This window comes from Rhizobium sp. YTUHZ045, from assembly GCF_051124255.1.
Classification (GTDB): Bacteria; Pseudomonadota; Alphaproteobacteria; order Rhizobiales; family Rhizobiaceae; genus Rhizobium.
The window spans coordinates 1,867,111-1,883,846 of record NZ_CP101432.1 but is presented as its reverse complement, the minus strand read 5'-3'; the positions used below and the strand labels follow the sequence as shown (position 1 = coordinate 1,883,846).

Genomic DNA, 16,736 nt, shown 5'->3' with positions numbered 1-16,736 from the left:
GTACTTTCAGGCAAAGCGAAACCCGCCCCGCGCTCTCGCGCAAGGGCGGGTTCCAGCAGAAATCACAATCAGACGTCGGCGGCAACCCGCATAGAGACGATCGAGTCCGGATCGGGGACCGGCTCGCCGCGCTTGATCTTGTCGACATTGTCCATGCCTTCGATCACCTGGCCCCAGACGGAATACTGCTTGTTCAGCCACGGAGCGTCGGTGAAGCAGATGAAGAACTGCGAATTGGCCGAGTTCGGGTTCTGCGAACGCGCCATCGAGCAGGTGCCGCGCACATGCGGCGTCGCCGAGAACTCCGCCTTCAGGTCCGGCTTGGCGGAGCCGCCCATGCCCGCGCGGCCGGGATTGAAGGTTTCCGAACCCTTCTTGCCATATTCGACATCGCCCGTCTGAGCCATGAAATCCTGGATGACGCGGTGGAAAACGACGCCGTCATAGGCCTTCTCGCGGGCGAGTTCCTTGATGCGGGCGACATGCTCCGGCGCGACCTGCGGCAGCAGCTGAATGACTACTTTGCCCTTGGTGGTTTCTAGAATGACTGTGTTTTCGGGATCCTTGATCTCGGCCATTATCTTCTCCTCTTCTTTCTCTCGTAACCTACTTCTTGCCCAGGGTGACCTTGATCATCCGGTCGGGATTGCTGACTTCGCCATTCTGGCCTTCACCGCGCTTGATTTTGTCTACGTTCTCCATGCCGGACACGACCTTGCCGACGACGGTGTATTGGCCGTTGAGGAAGGAACCGTCGGCAAACATGATGAAGAACTGCGAATTGGCGGAATTCGGATCCTGCGAGCGGGCCATGCCGACGGTGCCGCGCACGAACGGTGTCTTGGAGAATTCAGCCGGGATATCGGGCATGTCGGAGGAGCCGGTGCCGGCGAGGCTGGCATCGAAGCCCTTCTCCATGTTGCCGTATTTGACGTCGCCGGTCTGGGCCATGAAGCCGTCGATGACACGGTGGAAGGCGACGTTGTCATATTCGCCCTTCTTGGCAAGCGCCTCGATCTGGGCGACATGTTTCGGCGCTACATCCGGCATCAGCTGGATCACCACCGGGCCGTTCTTCAGCTGAATGGTGAGATAATGATCGGCCGACTGGGCCAACGCATCCCCCGCGAAGGAGGCGAGATACAGCACGCCGGCAAATGCGAGATAGAAGAGTTTCATGTGAGCTCCGTTGCGGCGTTATCCGCCTAGGCTTTGCGCTTGCTAGTTTGGGCGCTTGGATGTGAGGGCTTGCAGGACTGCGGCCGGGACGAAAGCGCTGACATCGCCGCCCATTGCGGCGATCTGGCGGACCAATGTGGCGGTAATGGGCCGCGACGCCGTGCCGGCCGGCAAAAAGATGGTCTGGATATCGGGCGCCATCGTTCGGTTCATGCCGGCCATCTGCATTTCATAATCAAGGTCCGTGCCATCGCGGAGGCCGCGGATCAGAAGCGTGGCGCCATGGGCACGGGCGGCGTCGACGACCAGATTGTCGAAGGCAACGACAGTGATGTTGCCGGTCTTGCCGGGCAAGACTTCGGCCAGCGACAGGCGGATCAGCTCGGCTCTCTCTTCGAACGAAAAGAGCGGCGCCTTGCCGGGATGGATGCCGATCGCGACGATGACTTTTTCGGCGACGTTCAGCGCCTGGACCAGAACATCCACATGTCCGTTGGTGATCGGGTCGAAGGACCCAGGATAAAAAGCTGTCGTCATCTGGCCCGGCCATTCGTTTGACGCCTTTTGTCACGGATGCAGACTTGTCGCAAGTGATTTACCGGGCCGCGCCGCACGGCTGAACAGCGGATGAACATGCCATTCAAGGCCGTTTCAGACGGGATCTGCTTAACTCGGATCATCAATGCAGCCGATGCCATTCCGGCAGCCGGCGCGCCCCGAAAGACCTGGATCCATGCTGATCGTGCTCGTCGCGTTTGCCGTCACTTTCTCCCTCGCCGCCGAGCTGGCCTATGGCTATTTCGCCGATCGCCACGAGGTGAACTGGGTGCGGCCGGAGCTTGCCGAACATGCGGCGATCGTGCGTGCTCAAGGCCGGCTGCGCGGAATGAAGGCCGGCTGCGCCAGGAGAAACGGTCTTCGAATCTGAACGCCAGATGAACGAGACATTCAAGGAGGCTTCAGACCGCCATTGCTAAACACCCCCTCAACATCCGACGGAACCATTCTTAAACGGATGCGTTCACTCAACCGACACAGAAATGCGTCAAAGCGCGGCAGGAAGGACTAATAATGCCCGGCAAGATTACGATGATTAACGTGCTCTGGATGGTTATGGTCACGGGCATGCTCACCGCAACTGTCGCTCTTTATGATCAGAAGGTCGATACCTCCAAGGTTTATGGCCCCTATGCCTCGGCCCGCACGGCCGTACTGGGCCAGTACTGAGGAGCGAGTACGCAACTCCCCAGGAAAGGAATGCCTATGTTCACGATCTTGACAGTGCTAACCGCCCTCATCAGCGTCATGTTCATCGTGTCTGTGGCCTCGACGATATCAGCGCTGCGGCGCGAAGGCGAAGAGGTGAAGGCGCTGAACGAAAAGCATAGCGCGTTCTGACATTCCTCTCTTCCCCTCCCATGAGCGGCACCCTTTCGCTGCCTGGGCTTTTCAAAGCCGGATGCAACCAGCGTCCGGCTTTTTTCTTGGGCAATGAGCCGGCTTGAGCCAACAGAGTGCTTCAGCTTGGAAGCAACGCTCTAACAGAAAAGGGCGGCTTGAAGCCGCCCAGTTCATTCGATCATTCCTCGGCAGCACCGCCCGGATCGCCATCGGCGACAGGTGTTTCATCGGCGCCGGCGGTACCTTCGGCCGCGTCGACCGCCCCTTCCGTCTCATCATCCTCCGGCTCGCTGATGCGCTCGACCGAGACGACCTTCTCGTCCTTGGCCGTCGAGAAGATGGTGACGCCCTTTGTGGCGCGGCTGGCGATGCGGATGCCGCCGACCGGAACTCGGATCAGCTGGCCGCCGTCGGAGACCAGCATGATCTGATCGCCGTCATCAACCGGGAAGGCCGCCACCAGCTCGCCGATCTCTCCGGTTTTCGACGTATCGGTGGCGCGGATGCCCTTGCCGCCGCGGCCGGAGATGCGGAAGTCGTAGGAGGAAGAGCGCTTGCCGAAGCCCTTTTCGGAAACGGTGAGCACGAATTGCTCGCGTGCCCTGAGCTCTTCATAACGCTCGTCGGAAAGCTGCCCCTCTTCTGTGACTTCTTCGCCAACGAGAGCGATGTCCTCTTCATCAACGCCTATCGCCCGGCGTTCGGCGGCGGAGCGCTTGAGGTAGGCGGCACGTTCCCATGGCTCGGCATCAACATGGCCGACGATCGTCATCGAGATGATGCGGTCGCCGTCGCCGAGATTGATGCCGCGCACGCCGATCGAGTTGCGGCCGGCAAAGACACGAACGTCGTCGACGGAGAAGCGGATGCACTGGCCAAGCGCCGTGGTCAGGAGAACGTCATCCCGATCAGTGCAAGTCTCGACGGAGAGGATTTCGTCGCCCTCCTCCTCGAGCTTCATGGCGATCTTGCCGTTGCGGTTTACTTGGACGAAGTCCGAAAGCTTGTTACGGCGAACCGTACCGCGCGTCGTCGAGAACATGACGTCGAGATTGTCCCAGCTCGCCTCATCCTCGGGCAAGGGCAGGATGGTCGTGATGCGTTCGCCGGGTTCGAGCGGCAGCATGTTGATCAGCGCCTTGCCGCGAGAGGTCGGCGTGCCGATCGGCAGGCGCCAGACCTTCTCCTTGTAGACAATGCCGCGCGACGAGAAGAACAGAACCGGCGTATGGGTATTGACGACGAATAGCCGACTAACGAAATCCTCGTCGCGGGTGGTCATGCCGGAGCGGCCCTTGCCGCCGCGGCGCTGGGCCCGGTAGGTGGTCAGCGGCACGCGCTTGATGTAGCCGAGATGCGAGACGGTGACGACCATGTCTTCGCGGGCGATCAGATCCTCGTCGTCCATTTCGAGGCCGCCATCGACGATCTCGGTGCGGCGCGGCGTGCCGAACTCGTCGCGGACGGCTGATAGTTCGTCCTTGACGATGGTCTGGATGCGGACACGCGAGGAAAGAATATCGAGATAATCCCGGATCTCCTCACCTATCTTGTTGAGTTCATCACCGATCTCGTCGCGGCCGAGTGCGGTCAGCCTGGCAAGGCGCAGTTCGAGGATAGCGCGCGCCTGCTCTTCGGAAAGGTTGTAGGTGAGGTCGTCGTTGATGCGGTGACGCGGGTCGTCGATCAGACGGATCAGACTTTCGACATCTTCGGCCGGCCAGCGGCGCGTCATCAGCTCTTCGCGGGCCGACTGCGGATCAGGCGCCTGGCGGATGACACGGATGACTTCGTCGATATTGGCGACGGCGATCGCGAGACCAACCAAGACGTGGGCGCGCTCGCGCGCCTTGCGCAGCAGGAACTTCGTTCTCCGGCTAACGACTTCTTCGCGGAAGGAGACGAAGGCGCGCAGCATGTCGAGCAGCGTCAGCTGCTCCGGCTTGCCGCCGTTCAGCGCCACCATGTTGCAGCCGAATGAGGTCTGCAGCGGTGTGTAGCGGTAGAGCTGGTTGAGGATGACCTCGGCATTGGCGTCGCGTTTCAATTCGATGACGACGCGATAGCCCTGGCGGTCGGATTCGTCGCGCAGGTCGGAGATGCCCTCGATGCGCTTTTCGCGCACGAGTTCGGCCATCTTCTCGATCATCGTCGCCTTGTTCACCTGGTATGGAATTTCGGTGATGATGATCTGCTCGCGGTCGCCGCGCATCGGCTCGATGGTGGCGACGCCGCGCATGATGACGGAACCGCGTCCGGTCTCGTAAGCCGAGCGGATGCCGGCGCGGCCGAGGATCTTGGCGCCCGTCGGGAAGTCGGGGCCGGGAATGATCTGCATCAGTTCCGGCAGCTCGATCGCCGGATCGTTGATCAGCGCAATGCAGCCGTCGATGACTTCGGAGAGGTTGTGCGGCGGAATGTTGGTCGCCATGCCCACCGCGATGCCGCCGGCGCCGTTGACGAGCAGGTTCGGGAACTTGGCGGGAACGACGACCGGCTCGGAGAGCGTGCCGTCATAGTTGTCGCGGAAGTCGACGGTTTCCTTGTCGAGATCGTCGAGCAGCGAATGGGCAGCCTTCTCCAGGCGGCACTCGGTGTATCGTTCGGCCGCCGGCGGATCGCCGTCGACCGAGCCGAAATTGCCCTGACCGTCGATCAGTGGCAGGCGCAGCGACCAGGGCTGCGCCATGCGGGCAAGCGCGTCGTAAATCGCGGCGTTGCCGTGCGGATGGTATTTACCCATCACGTCGCCGGTAACGCGGGCGCATTTGACGTATTTCTTGTTCCAGTCGATGCCGAGCTCGGACATGCCGTAGAGGATGCGCCGGTGCACGGGCTTCAGGCCGTCGCGCACGTCGGGCAACGCGCGGCTGACGATGACGCTCATGGCGTAATCGAGATACGACCGCTGCATTTCCTCCATGATGGAGATGGGCTCGATGCCTGGCGGGAGCTTCCCGCCGCCGGGGGGTGTTTGCTCAGTCAAAACAGATCACGATCTCTTCTAGAATCACTTGAAGATTTATAGCGGAAAGCCTGTTCCCGCGCCATTTTCTGAGCGCGTTTTGAACAGGCTTTTGCGGCCGAAAAAGGGTAAAGCACCGGACTTGTGCGGCCGGACCGGACAAATCCGCCGCGGGCCGCCGCAGCATATTTGCCAAATCGAAATCCCCGCTTCACAATCGTAGAAAACCACGCACCCATATGGGCTTCCGGAGAGACGATGGCAAGCGCCGACCAGTTGATCAACGCCTTTACCACGCTCATCGTCACCATCGACCCGCCGGGGCTCGCACCGCTCTTCCTGGGGCTGACGATCGGCATGAGCCGGACCGAGCGCCGGCAGGTGGCGCTGCGCGGCTCGACCATTGCCTTTATCATCCTTGCCGTCTTCGCCCTGTTTGGCGCAGGCGTGCTCGGCGTGCTCGGGATCTCAATCGGCGCCTTCCGCCTCGCCGGCGGGCTCCTGCTCTTCTGGATCGCCTTCGAGATGGTGTTCGAGAAGCGGCAGGACCGCAAGGAGAAGACGACCGAGGTGGCGATCACCAAGGATCATATCGAGAATATCGCCGTCTTTCCCCTCGCCCTGCCGCTGATCGCCGGCCCCGGCGCGATCTCTGCAACCATCCTGCTTTCCGGCACGCTGGCGACCTCGGTCGAAAAAGCCCAGCTGATCGGCGTCATCGCCGCCATTCTGCTGCTGACCTTCCTCATGCTGCTGATTGCTGAAAGGCTCGACCGCTTTCTCGGCGTCACCGGTCGGGCGATCCTCACCCGCCTGCTCGGCGTCATCCTCGCAGCCCTTGCGGTGCAGTTCGTCGTCGACGGCGCGAAAGCCGCGCTCAATCTCATCAGCGCGACTCCGCATTGAAATGGCAGCACATGTTCGGGGTGACCCGACGAGATCAACTGCCGTGACATCAAAGAAAAAGAGCATGACGCCGGCCCGGCCATCATGCTCTCGGATGCTCTCATAAAGCCAGAACAGGCGGCCGATCAAAACGGGATGTCGTCGTCGAGATCGCGCGAGAAATTGCCGCCGCCACCGCCGCGGCTGGACGATGAGGATGACGGGGCGCCGTAGTCGTCGCCATAATCATTGTTGCTGCTGCCGCGGCCGCCGCCGAAGCCGGAGCTCGCGCCGCCGCCATCGCCGCGGCCGTCGAGCATCGTCAGCGTCGAGTTGAAGCCCTGCAGCACGACCTCAGTCGAGTAGCGATCCTGGCCCTGCTGGTCCTGCCACTTGCGGGTCTGCAGCTGGCCCTCGACATAGAGCTTGGCGCCTTTCTTCACATATTGCTCGACGACTTTGCAGAGGCCTTCGTTGAAGACGACCACAGTGTGCCATTCGGTCTTTTCGCGGCGCTCACCCGAATTGCGGTCGCGCCACGTTTCCGAGGTCGCGATACGGAGGTTGGCGATCGGCCGGCCATCCTGAGTGCGGCGGATTTCGGGGTCTGCACCCACGTTTCCAACCAGAATTACCTTGTTCACGCTACCAGCCATGCTTTTCACCCTGCCTGCCGCCCTGCCCGGCGGCGTTAATCGATCAGCGCACCTTAAACCATAGCGAACCGCAGATGCGCGCGAACGGTGTTTAATCCACAGTTTATCCCATCAGAAAGCGGCATGCATTCATCAGGAATTTTGTTCTTTATTTGTTCTAGTTTATCCGTATGATCCTGTCAACAGAATCGAAAACCTTGAGTCATCCAGGATATTCAGCCTCGACTCGCCCGCCGGCATCACTAAATAAGGGCTGTTATCCAGAAAACCAAAGCAGAGACGATGAGCGAACTGAAGACGATCTCCATCCGCGGCGCGCGCGAGCACAATCTGAAGAGCATCGATCTCGATCTGCCGCGCAATAAGCTGATCGTCATGACCGGTCTTTCAGGCTCGGGCAAATCCTCGCTCGCCTTCGACACGATCTATGCCGAGGGCCAGCGGCGCTATGTCGAGAGTCTGTCAGCCTATGCCCGGCAATTCCTCGAAATGATGCAGAAGCCCGATGTCGACCAGATCGACGGGCTGTCGCCTGCCATTTCGATCGAGCAGAAGACCACCTCGCGCAACCCGCGCTCGACGGTCGGCACCGTCACCGAGATCTACGACTATATGCGCCTGCTCTTTGCCCGCGTCGGCGTGCCTTATTCGCCGGCGACCGGCCTGCCGATCGAGAGCCAGACCGTCAGCCAGATGGTCGACCGCATCCTCGCTTTCGGAGAGGGCACGCGCCTTTACATTCTCGCGCCGCTCGTGCGCGGCCGCAAGGGCGAATACAAGAAGGAACTGGCGGAGCTGATGAAGAAGGGCTTCCAGCGCGTCAAGGTTGACGGCCAGTTCTACGAGATCGCCGAGGCGCCTGTTCTCGACAAGAAATACAAGCACGACATCGACGTGGTGGTCGACCGTATCGTCGTGCGCCCGGATGTGTCGGCGCGTCTCGCCGACAGCCTTGAAACCTGCCTGAAACTCGCCGACGGGCTGGCGATCGCCGAATTCGCCGACAAGCCGCTGCCGCCGGAGGAGACTTCGGCCGGCGGTTCGGCCAACAAGTCGCTGAACGAGACGCATGAGCGCGCGCTATTTTCGGAAAAATTCGCCTGCCCGGTCTCGGGCTTCACCATCCCGGAAATCGAACCCAGGCTGTTCTCCTTCAACAACCCCTTCGGCGCCTGCCCGACCTGCGACGGTCTCGGCGCCCAACAGAAGATCGATCCCGACCTGATCGTACCCGAACCGGAGCGGACGCTGCGCGACGGGGCGATCGCGCCCTGGGCCAAATCGACTTCGCCTTACTACAATCAGACGCTGGAAGCGCTCGGCAAACATTACGGCTTCAAGCTCGGCACCCGCTGGAACGACCTTTCCGACGAGGCCAAGGACGTCATCCTCAACGGCACCGACGACAAGATCGAGTTCCACTACGCCGACGGCGCCCGTTCCTATACCACCCACAAAAATTTCGAGGGCATCATCACCAATCTCGAGCGGCGCTGGAAGGAAACGGATTCCGCCTGGGCGCGCGAGGATATCGAGCGCTTCATGTCGGCCGCCCCCTGCCCTGCCTGCAATGGCTATCGGCTGAAGCCGGAAGCGCTGGCGGTGAAGATCAATAAGCTGCATATCGGCGAAGTGACCGAAATGTCGATCCGCATCGCGCGCGACTGGTTCGAGGCGCTGCCGGCGACATTCAATGCCAAGCAGAACGAGATTGCCGTCCGGATCCTCAAGGAAATCCGCGACCGCCTGCGCTTTTTGAACGATGTCGGCCTGGAATATCTGAGCCTGTCGCGCAATTCCGGCACGCTGTCAGGCGGCGAGAGCCAGCGCATTCGCCTCGCCTCGCAGATCGGCTCGGGCCTGACGGGTGTGCTCTACGTACTCGACGAACCATCCATCGGACTGCATCAGCGCGACAACGCCCGGCTGCTGGATACGTTGAAGCACCTGCGCGACATCGGCAACACCGTCATCGTCGTCGAACATGACGAGGATGCGATCCTGACGGCCGACGACGTGGTCGACATCGGTCCGGCCGCCGGCATCCACGGCGGCCAGGTTATCGCCCATGGCACGCCGCAGGATATCATGAACAATCCGAAGTCGCTGACCGGCAAATATCTCTCGGGCGAACTCGGTGTGCCGGTTCCTGAGGAGCGCCGCAAGCCGAAGAAGGGCCGCGAAATCAAGGTGATCGGCGCGCGCGGCAACAATCTGAAGAACGTGACGGCATCCATCCCGCTCGGAGTCTTCACCGCTGTGACGGGTGTTTCCGGCGGCGGCAAGTCCACCTTCCTGATCGAGACGCTTTATAAGTCGGCGGCACGCCGCGTCATGGGGGCGCGCGAAATTCCGGCTGATCACGACCGCATTGATGGTTTCGAGCATATCGACAAGGTGATCGACATCGACCAGTCGCCGATCGGCCGCACGCCGCGCTCGAACCCCGCGACCTATACCGGCGCCTTCACGCCGATCCGCGACTGGTTCGCCGGCCTGCCGGAAGCCAAGGCGCGCGGCTACCAGCCGGGCCGCTTCTCCTTCAACGTCAAGGGCGGGCGCTGCGAAGCCTGCCAGGGTGACGGCGTCATCAAGATCGAGATGCACTTCCTGCCCGATGTCTACGTCACCTGCGACGTCTGCCACGGCAAGCGCTATAACAGGGAGACGCTCGACGTTACCTTCAAGCAGAAGTCGATCGCCGACGTGCTCGACATGACGGTGGAGGAAGGCGTCGATTTCTTTGCGGCGGTGCCGGCCGTGCGCGACAAACTGCAATCGCTGAAGGATGTCGGCCTCGGCTATATCAAGGTCGGCCAGCAGGCCAATACGCTCTCGGGCGGCGAAGCACAGCGCGTCAAGCTCGCCAAGGAGCTGTCGAAACGTTCGACCGGACGCACGCTCTACATTCTCGACGAGCCGACGACCGGCCTGCATTTCCACGACGTCGCCAAGCTGCTCGAAATGCTGCACGAGCTGGTCAATCAAGGCAATTCGGTGGTGGTGATCGAACACAATCTCGAAGTCATCAAGACGGCCGACTGGGTGCTCGATTTCGGCCCCGAGGGCGGTGATGGCGGCGGTGAAATCGTGGCTGTCGGCACGCCCGAGGCAATTGTCAGGGAACAGCGCTCCTATACCGGCCATTTCCTGAAAGAATTGCTGGAGCGGCGGCCTGCGAAGAAGGCGGTTGCGGCGGAATGACGATGAGGCTGGCGTCGCCTGATGATCTGGAAACGATCGCGACGCTGACGGCAGCCGCCTATCGTCCCTATACCGAGCTCTTCGGCGCTCCACCGATCCCCGTGACGGAGGATTACGCGCCGCGGATCGACCGCGGCGAGGTCTGGCTGCGCGAGATCGGCGGCGAAACGGCCGGCCTCGTCGTCGCAGAGCAGCATTCCGATTACCTCATGCTGTTCAGCATCGCGGTCTCGCCGACCTTTCAGGGCGCCGGACATGGGCTCTCGATGTTGCGCTGGCTGGAGGGCAAGGCGCGGGAATGGGACATTCCGGAGATACGCCTCTACACCAATGCGCGGATGGAGCGAAATATCGCGCTTTATCGCGCCTTCGGATTTCAGGAAACGGGTCGGCGGCCAAGCCGTTATCGGCCAGGATGGACGCTCGTCGATATGGCGAAAAAGATAGATGCAGCCTGAACGGCTGCGAACCGGGAGGACGACATGACGAAATCCGGCACTATCCGCACCGGCATCGGCGGCTGGACCTTCGAGCCGTGGCGCGGGCATTTCTTTCCCGCCGACCTGAAACAGAAGGACGAGCTGCATTATGCCAGCCGCCAGTTGAAGGTCATCGAGGTCAACGGCACCTATTACAGCACGCAGAAGCCGGCGGTTTTTGCCAAATGGGCAGCCGATGTGCCCGAGGGATTCATCTTTTCGCTCAAGGCGACGCGTTTCGTCACCAATCGGCGGGTGCTTGCGGAAGCCGGTGAATCGATGGAGCGTTTCCTCACCTCGGGAATCAGCGAGCTCGGCGATCATCTCGGGCCGCTGCTCTGGCAATTCGCCCCGACGAAAAAGTTCGATTCGGAAGATTTCGAGGCCTTCCTGAAGCTGCTGCCGGCAAAGCAGGATGGGTTGGCGCTCCGTCACGTCGTCGAGGTGCGGCACGATTCCTTCAAGGTGCCGGAATTCGTTGCTCTGCTTGCTAGATATGGCGTGGCGCCGGTTTGTGCCGAACATTTCGAGTATCCGATGATCGCCGATGTGACGGCCGATTTCGTCTATGCCAGGCTGCAGAAGGGATCGGATGATATCCCGACCTGCTATCCCGATAAGGATTTGAAGGCCTGGGCTAAGCGGCTCGAGACCTGGGCCGAGGGCAAGGTCCCGGACGATCTGCCGCTGATCGACGGGAAGCGCCAGGTCAATGCCGAGCCGCGCGACGTCTTCGCCTTCATGATCCACGAGGGCAAGGTCAATGCGCCGCACGGGGCGATCGCCCTGCAGCAGTTGCTGGCGAAATAGGCGGTTGAGACTTAGCCGGGCTAAAGTGGCAACACCTCGGCCGCGAGCTCTTCCGCCGTCAGCCCCTTGCCGGCGCGCTGGCCAGCCTCTCCGTGCAGCCACACGCCGGCGGCCGCAGCCTCGAAAGTCGGCAGGCCCTGGGCGAGCAGTCCGCCGATGATGCCGGCAAGCACATCGCCGGAACCTGCGGTGGCAAGCCAGACAGGCGCATTGGTATTGATGAGCGCGCGCCCGTCCGGCGAGGCGATGACTGTGTCGGCGCCCTTATAGACGATCGCGGCATTGGCGCGGCGGGCAGCGGCAACCGCCTTGTCCACCTTCCCCAGTGCGTCGTCCTCGCCGATATCGGGAAAGAGCCGCGAAAATTCGCCCTCGTGCGGCGTCAGCACCAGACGCGGCTCGCCGCGAAACAGGGCGAAAAGCTGTTGCGGATCGTCCTTGAACGACGAGATGCCGTCGGCGTCGAGCACGAGCCGGCGATCGGCAAGCGCAGCGACGAAATCGCGTGCCCTTGCCCCCATGCCGAAGCCAGGACCGAGGACGAAAGTCTGCAGCCGCTTGTCGGACAGCCACTCCGCAAGGTCTGCCTCGTCATCGACTGCATGCAGCATGACCGCCGTGAGATGCGCGGCATTGGCGGCCATCGCTGCGCCGGGTGCGGCGATCGTTACCAGGCCGGCGCCGGCCTTCAAGCCGGAGACCGCCGACATACGGGCAGCCCCGGTCTTGTCGGCCTCGCCTGAAAAAACGACGAGATGACCGCGCTTGTATTTATGGGTTTCGAGCCGCGCGGCCGGCAGCACGGCCTTCCAAGCCTCAGGTGTGTTCTCGGCGATTGCGCCGCCCGCCTCAGCCCGGATGATCCGGGCGGGAATGCCGATGCCGAAGACCTCCAACTCGCCGCAAAGCTCCCTTCCCGGCATCAGGAGATGGCCGGGCTTGCGGGTCATGAAGGTAATGGTGTTGCGAGCCTGGAAGGCAGCACCCAGCACCTTGCCGGTGCGGCCATCGACGCCGGAGGGCAGATCGATGGCGAGCACTGCAATACCGGCCTCGGCGACACGCTCCGTCAAGGCGGCCACATCGGCCGGCACCGCGCGCCCGAGCCCTGCTCCGAACAGACCGTCGATGACGACGTCACCGGCTTCCGGCCGGTAGAGGCCGAGCTCCTGTCCCTGCAATGGGCAGCCGGCCCGAGCGCGAGCGGCATCGCCTTTCAGCTTTGCGGAATCGCCGAGATGAAAAAGCGCCACGGTCGCTCCGCTCTCCAGCAGATGCCTTGCCGCGACATAGGCGTCGCCCCCGTTGTTACCGGGGCCGCAGATCACGACGAAACGCATCGCCCCAGGATGAAGCCTGAGCGCGGCAGCCGCGGCGGCGGCCCCCGCCCTTTCCATCAGGCCGAAGGAATCGATTCCCGAAGCAGCCGCGGCCGCATCGATGGCGCTCATTTCGGCAGGCGTGACCAGAAGCTCTGAGAGATGTTGGCTCATGAGCCTATTCAATTAAAAAAACGCACAAAAAACAACCGCCTGAAGAGACGAGCAATGGGGCTAAATTTGTGCATTTGCTTATATTTTAATCGACTCGCATCCTGCTTTTGCAGTCGACGGAAAACCTGACTTTTTCGGTTTTCGGCCCATTTTTCTTCAATGGCGATGTTTTTTCCACCTCTCTTGTCACCAAATCGACATTAAATCACCCACAGACGCGCCGGTTTCGACAAAATTGACGTCTTTTTTCAATCAGACGGATTTCAAACTGGCACGATATCTGCATCATGTCCGCGAGCGGGAACATCCCTGCCATAACAGGAGAAGCGGAGAGACATTTTCTCATGAAAAAGATCGAAGCGATCATTAAGCCCTTCAAGCTGGACGAAGTGAAGGAAGCCCTTCAGGAAGTCGGCCTGCAGGGTATTACAGTCACGGAAGCCAAGGGCTTCGGTCGTCAGAAGGGCCACACGGAACTCTACCGCGGTGCCGAATACGTCGTCGACTTCCTGCCGAAGGTGAAAGTCGAGGTGGTGCTGGCGGACGAGAACGCGGAGGCGGTCATCGAGGCCATCCGCAAGGCGGCTCAGACCGGCCGCATCGGCGACGGCAAGATCTTCGTCTCCAACGTCGAAGAGGTTATCCGCATCCGTACCGGCGAGACCGGCATCGATGCCATCTGACCACTTTGCCAAGCGCGCAAAGTCCGATAGCGTCACCGCGCCCACCTATTGTTATCACAAATTGGAGGAAGGTATTTAATGGCGACCGCAAGCGAAATTCTGAAGCAGATCCAGGAAAACGACGTCAAGTTCGTCGATCTGCGCTTCACCGACCCGAAGGGCAAGCTGCAGCACGTCACGATGGACGTTGCCAGCGTCGACGAGGACATGTTCGCTGACGGCGTGATGTTCGACGGCTCTTCGATCGGCGGCTGGAAGGCCATCAACGAATCCGACATGGTGCTGATGCCCGACACTGAAACGGTGCATATGGACCCGTTCTTCGCTCAGTCGACCATGGTTATCGTCTGCGATATTCTCGATCCGGTTTCTGGCGAAGCCTATAACCGCGATCCGCGCGGCACCGCCAAGAAGGCCGAAGCCTATCTCAAGGCATCCGGCATCGGCGACACGGTGTTTGTCGGCCCGGAAGCCGAATTCTTCGTCTTCGACGATGTAAAGTACAAGGCCGATCCCTACAATACCGGCTTCAAGCTCGATTCGACGGAACTGCCGTCGAACGATGACACCGACTATGAAACCGGCAATCTCGGTCACCGCCCGCGCGTCAAGGGCGGCTATTTCCCGGTTCCGCCTGTTGACAGCGCCCAGGACATGCGTTCGGAAATGCTGACGGTGCTCTCCGAGATGGGCGTGGTGGTCGAAAAGCATCACCATGAAGTCGCCGCCGCCCAGCACGAGCTCGGCATCAAGTTCGATACGCTGGTGCGCAACGCCGACAAGATGCAGATCTACAAATATGTCGTGCACCAGGTGGCCAACGCCTACGGCAAGACGGCGACGTTCATGCCGAAGCCGATCTTCGGCGACAACGGCTCGGGCATGCACGTGCACCAGTCGATCTGGAAGGGCGGCAAGCCGACTTTTGCCGGCGACGAATATGCCGGCCTCTCGGAGACCTGCCTGTTCTACATCGGCGGCATTATCAAACACGCCAAGGCGATCAACGCCTTCACCAATCCGTCGACGAACTCCTACAAGCGTCTCGTCCCGGGTTATGAAGCCCCAGTTCTGCTCGCCTATTCGGCCCGCAACCGCTCGGCTTCCTGCCGCATTCCGTTCGGCTCCAACCCGAAGGCCAAGCGCGTCGAAGTCCGCTTCCCGGATCCGACTGCCAACCCCTATCTCGCCTTTGCCGCCATGCTGATGGCCGGCCTCGACGGCATTAAGAACAAGATCCATCCGGGCAAGGCCATGGACAAGGATCTCTACGATCTGCCGCCGAAGGAGCTGAAAAAGATCCCGACCGTCTGCGGCAGCCTGCGCGAAGCGCTCGAAAGCCTCGACAAGGACCGCAAGTTCCTGACAGCAGGCGGCGTCTTCGACGACGACCAGATCGATGCCTTCATCGAACTTAAGATGGCAGAGGTGATGCGCTTCGAAATGACGCCGCATCCGGTCGAATACGACATGTATTATTCGGCCTGATCGGCCGCAATGACGGAAAGTCCCGGTTCGCCGGGGCTTTCACCTCCCCCGGTCATGAACGCCAGAAGGAGGATATGACGTTCATGTGACGCGCTGGTGCAAAAATCTTGATTTGCACCGCACCAATCACCAAATTTGGTGATGAAAGGAAGTCGTACCATGAAAGAAAGACTAGCAAAGTTCAATATCGGCGAAGTGGTCCGGCACAAGGTATTTCCGTTTCGCGGCGTCATCTTCGACGTTGATCCGGAATTCGCGAACACGGAGGAATGGTGGAATTCCATTCCGGCCGAGGTGCGGCCGAGCAAGGACCAGCCGTTCTACCACCTGCTCGCCGAAAATGACGAAAGCGAATATGTCGCTTATGTCTCCGAGCAGAACCTGGTGAATGACGAAAGCGGCACGCCGCTTCGCAACCCTCAGATCTACCAGATTTTCGATCAGGCCCCGTCGGGGCAGTTCAAACCCAAGATGAGCTTCGCCCACTAGGAGCGGATGACCGACGACATCGACAAGGCCTCGCATCTCCCGGCGAGGCCTTTTTCTTTGGTACAAAACCCGGCGGAATGCCCCTCATCCGGCTGCCGCCACCTTCTCCCCGTAAACGGGGCGAAGGGACCCTGCCGCCGCCCTCTCCGTTCCCTCCTCGCTCTCGCAGGGCACGTCCCCTCGCCCCGTCAGAACGGGGAGAGGGTTAGGGTGAGGGGCAGCCATTGGCGCCGTAAAGAGAGCAAAGTCCAGCAACAAAAAACCCGGCCTGAAGCCGGGTTTCCATTCCATATAGCGGCAGTTTTTACTGCGCCTTGGCGGCCTTCTGGGCGTCTTCCAGCTTCTTGCGGGCTTCTTCAGCCTTCTTCTGCATGCCTTCTTGCAGGCTGCGCTGGCTTTCGGCGAGCTTCGATTCGGAAACCGGTTCGCCGTCATAAGCGCCGGTGAAGCCTTCGAGCGAAATCTTGATCGGGTTCGGCGCGCGGCGGAAGTTGATCGAGGTGAAGATCACATCGCTGCCCTTCTTGAGGCTGGCGATCATCGCGTCGGTCAGCGGAATTTCGGCAGTGCACTTGTCCGGCAGGCAGACGGCGTAGTCGAGCTTCTGGCCCTTGCCGCCATCGATTTGCATGCTGATGCCCGGAGGAATGAGGCGTGCCGTGGGAACCGAGACCTGCAGGAGCTTGCGGTTGATCTTGCCAGTGACCGAAATCAGGCCGACAGCCGTGACGAGCTGGCCGCCATTTGCGAGGATCAGGTTCTGGACAACACAGATGTCGTTGTCTTCCTGCTTGCTGCAGGTCTTGTACCAGCCAAGCTTCGGTGCGCCAGCGGCCTGTGCCGGAGCATCGGCCGGAGCCTGTGCCGCCGCATCCTGTGCGAAGGAGGAGACCGGAGCCGAAGCGGCGCCGAACATCACTGCCAGAACGGACAGTGCTGCCCGCATTTTCTTTTCAGACTTGAACATCATAACGAATTCCGTCTCCTGATATCCGTTCAGAGCA

At 60.9% G+C, this 16,736-nt stretch carries 16 protein-coding genes and 1 pseudogene; 10 read left to right on the top strand and 7 right to left on the bottom strand.

Annotation, left to right across the window (positions count from 1 at the left end):
• Nucleotides 1-68 precede the first annotated feature (68 nt).
• The 3 genes from NMA58_RS09545 to coaD are packed head-to-tail and all read right to left on the bottom strand — an operon-like array spanning nucleotide 69 to nucleotide 1,716.
• Nucleotides 69-578: a peptidylprolyl isomerase gene (locus tag NMA58_RS09545; protein WP_434713132.1), complete on the bottom strand. Its 510-nt coding sequence runs from the start codon at nucleotides 576-578 to the stop codon at nucleotides 69-71.
• A 28-nt stretch (nucleotides 579-606) separates the two neighbouring features.
• Nucleotides 607-1,179, bottom strand: a complete 573-nt coding sequence (locus NMA58_RS09540) for a peptidylprolyl isomerase (RefSeq protein WP_183703310.1) — start codon at nucleotides 1,177-1,179, stop codon at nucleotides 607-609.
• A 42-nt stretch (nucleotides 1,180-1,221) separates the two neighbouring features.
• Nucleotides 1,222-1,716, bottom strand: a complete 495-nt coding sequence (gene coaD / locus NMA58_RS09535; protein ID WP_097601109.1) for a pantetheine-phosphate adenylyltransferase — start codon at nucleotides 1,714-1,716, stop codon at nucleotides 1,222-1,224.
• Between the two features lie 90 nt (nucleotides 1,717-1,806).
• Here coaD and NMA58_RS09530 point away from each other — a divergent pair.
• From NMA58_RS09530 to NMA58_RS09520, 3 genes and pseudogenes are all read left to right on the top strand, one after another.
• Nucleotides 1,807-2,107, top strand: a pseudogene (locus tag NMA58_RS09530) (hypothetical protein).
• A 143-nt stretch (nucleotides 2,108-2,250) separates the two neighbouring features.
• Complete coding sequence (locus NMA58_RS09525) at nucleotides 2,251-2,406, top strand: hypothetical protein (protein WP_003539654.1); 156 nt, start codon at nucleotides 2,251-2,253, stop codon at nucleotides 2,404-2,406.
• A gap of 36 nt (nucleotides 2,407-2,442) precedes the next feature.
• Nucleotides 2,443-2,577, top strand: coding sequence for a hypothetical protein (locus NMA58_RS09520; protein WP_010056528.1), 135 nt, complete (start codon nucleotides 2,443-2,445; stop codon nucleotides 2,575-2,577).
• Nucleotides 2,578-2,758: 181 nt separating this feature from the next.
• Here NMA58_RS09520 and gyrA read toward each other — a convergent pair whose 3' ends face one another.
• Nucleotides 2,759-5,566 (bottom strand): DNA gyrase subunit A, encoded by a 2,808-nt coding sequence (gene gyrA, locus NMA58_RS09515; protein ID WP_183703308.1) that lies wholly within the window; start codon nucleotides 5,564-5,566, stop codon nucleotides 2,759-2,761.
• 237 nt (nucleotides 5,567-5,803) lie between these two features.
• Between gyrA and NMA58_RS09510 the strand changes: the two genes are divergently transcribed.
• Entirely contained in the window at nucleotides 5,804-6,451 is a 648-nt protein-coding gene (locus NMA58_RS09510) for a MarC family protein (protein WP_183703305.1), read from the top strand.
• Between the two features lie 125 nt (nucleotides 6,452-6,576).
• Here NMA58_RS09510 and NMA58_RS09505 read toward each other — a convergent pair whose 3' ends face one another.
• Complete coding sequence (locus tag NMA58_RS09505; RefSeq protein WP_097601112.1) at nucleotides 6,577-7,086, bottom strand: single-stranded DNA-binding protein; 510 nt, start codon at nucleotides 7,084-7,086, stop codon at nucleotides 6,577-6,579.
• 282 nt (nucleotides 7,087-7,368) lie between these two features.
• Here NMA58_RS09505 and uvrA point away from each other — a divergent pair, with 282 nt between their 5' ends.
• Genes uvrA through NMA58_RS09490 form a run of 3 tightly spaced genes read left to right on the top strand, consistent with a single transcriptional unit; the run spans nucleotide 7,369 to nucleotide 11,579 of the window.
• On the top strand, nucleotides 7,369-10,290 hold the full coding sequence (gene uvrA, locus NMA58_RS09500; RefSeq protein WP_434713130.1) for an excinuclease ABC subunit UvrA: 2,922 nt from the start codon (nucleotides 7,369-7,371) through the stop codon (nucleotides 10,288-10,290).
• Nucleotides 10,287-10,748, top strand: a complete 462-nt coding sequence (locus NMA58_RS09495; protein WP_434713129.1) for a GNAT family N-acetyltransferase — start codon at nucleotides 10,287-10,289, stop codon at nucleotides 10,746-10,748. Before uvrA ends, NMA58_RS09495 begins: the two co-directional genes overlap by 4 nt.
• A 24-nt stretch (nucleotides 10,749-10,772) precedes the next feature.
• Nucleotides 10,773-11,579: a DUF72 domain-containing protein gene (locus NMA58_RS09490; protein ID WP_434713128.1), complete on the top strand. Its 807-nt coding sequence runs from the start codon at nucleotides 10,773-10,775 to the stop codon at nucleotides 11,577-11,579.
• 20 nt (nucleotides 11,580-11,599) lie between these two features.
• On the opposite strand, the gene NMA58_RS09485 is transcribed toward NMA58_RS09490, so the two are convergent.
• A complete protein-coding gene (locus NMA58_RS09485) occupies nucleotides 11,600-13,072 on the bottom strand; it encodes an NAD(P)H-hydrate dehydratase (RefSeq protein WP_434713126.1) in 1,473 nt (490 codons plus the stop codon).
• Between the two features lie 344 nt (nucleotides 13,073-13,416).
• Here NMA58_RS09485 and NMA58_RS09480 point away from each other — a divergent pair, with 344 nt between their 5' ends.
• The 3 genes from NMA58_RS09480 to hspQ all read left to right on the top strand — a co-directional run bounded on the left by NMA58_RS09480 (nucleotide 13,417) and on the right by hspQ (nucleotide 15,732).
• The gene (locus tag NMA58_RS09480) at nucleotides 13,417-13,755 is read left to right on the top strand and encodes a P-II family nitrogen regulator (protein WP_015339877.1); all 339 of its coding nucleotides are present in this window, start codon (nucleotides 13,417-13,419) and stop codon (nucleotides 13,753-13,755) included.
• Nucleotides 13,756-13,833: 78 nt separating this feature from the next.
• On the top strand, nucleotides 13,834-15,243 hold the full coding sequence (gene glnA, locus NMA58_RS09475; protein WP_085778160.1) for a type I glutamate--ammonia ligase: 1,410 nt from the start codon (nucleotides 13,834-13,836) through the stop codon (nucleotides 15,241-15,243).
• Nucleotides 15,244-15,402: 159 nt separating this feature from the next.
• Nucleotides 15,403-15,732 carry a heat shock protein HspQ gene (gene hspQ / locus NMA58_RS09470; RefSeq protein ID WP_097601118.1) on the top strand — a complete coding sequence of 110 codons (330 nt, stop codon included), beginning with the start codon at nucleotides 15,403-15,405 and terminating at the stop codon, nucleotides 15,730-15,732.
• Nucleotides 15,733-16,036: 304 nt separating this feature from the next.
• Here the strand turns inward: hspQ and NMA58_RS09465 are convergent, their stop codons facing one another.
• Nucleotides 16,037-16,702 carry an invasion associated locus B family protein gene (locus NMA58_RS09465; RefSeq protein ID WP_064691599.1) on the bottom strand — a complete coding sequence of 222 codons (666 nt, stop codon included), beginning with the start codon at nucleotides 16,700-16,702 and terminating at the stop codon, nucleotides 16,037-16,039.
• Nucleotides 16,703-16,736: the final 34 nt, after the last annotated feature.

What these genes read in the sequence shown, in the direction of transcription:
- NMA58_RS09545 (WP_434713132.1), bottom strand. Translation starts at nt 578, where the DNA reads ATGGCCGAGATCAAGGATCCCGAAAACACAGTCATTCTAGAAACCACC.
- NMA58_RS09540 (WP_183703310.1), bottom strand. Translation starts at nt 1,179, where the DNA reads ATGAAACTCTTCTATCTCGCATTTGCCGGCGTGCTGTATCTCGCCTCC.
- coaD (WP_097601109.1), bottom strand. Translation starts at nt 1,716, where the DNA reads ATGACGACAGCTTTTTATCCTGGGTCCTTCGACCCGATCACCAACGGA.
- NMA58_RS09525 (WP_003539654.1), top strand. Translation starts at nt 2,251, where the DNA reads ATGCCCGGCAAGATTACGATGATTAACGTGCTCTGGATGGTTATGGTC.
- NMA58_RS09520 (WP_010056528.1), top strand. Translation starts at nt 2,443, where the DNA reads ATGTTCACGATCTTGACAGTGCTAACCGCCCTCATCAGCGTCATGTTC.
- NMA58_RS09510 (WP_183703305.1), top strand. Translation starts at nt 5,804, where the DNA reads ATGGCAAGCGCCGACCAGTTGATCAACGCCTTTACCACGCTCATCGTC.
- NMA58_RS09505 (WP_097601112.1), bottom strand. Translation starts at nt 7,086, where the DNA reads ATGGCTGGTAGCGTGAACAAGGTAATTCTGGTTGGAAACGTGGGTGCA.
- uvrA (WP_434713130.1), top strand. Translation starts at nt 7,369, where the DNA reads ATGAGCGAACTGAAGACGATCTCCATCCGCGGCGCGCGCGAGCACAAT.
- NMA58_RS09495 (WP_434713129.1), top strand. Translation starts at nt 10,287, where the DNA reads ATGACGATGAGGCTGGCGTCGCCTGATGATCTGGAAACGATCGCGACG.
- NMA58_RS09490 (WP_434713128.1), top strand. Translation starts at nt 10,773, where the DNA reads ATGACGAAATCCGGCACTATCCGCACCGGCATCGGCGGCTGGACCTTC.
- NMA58_RS09485 (WP_434713126.1), bottom strand. Translation starts at nt 13,072, where the DNA reads ATGAGCCAACATCTCTCAGAGCTTCTGGTCACGCCTGCCGAAATGAGC.
- NMA58_RS09480 (WP_015339877.1), top strand. Translation starts at nt 13,417, where the DNA reads ATGAAAAAGATCGAAGCGATCATTAAGCCCTTCAAGCTGGACGAAGTG.
- glnA (WP_085778160.1), top strand. Translation starts at nt 13,834, where the DNA reads ATGGCGACCGCAAGCGAAATTCTGAAGCAGATCCAGGAAAACGACGTC.
- hspQ (WP_097601118.1), top strand. Translation starts at nt 15,403, where the DNA reads ATGAAAGAAAGACTAGCAAAGTTCAATATCGGCGAAGTGGTCCGGCAC.
- NMA58_RS09465 (WP_064691599.1), bottom strand. Translation starts at nt 16,702, where the DNA reads ATGATGTTCAAGTCTGAAAAGAAAATGCGGGCAGCACTGTCCGTTCTG.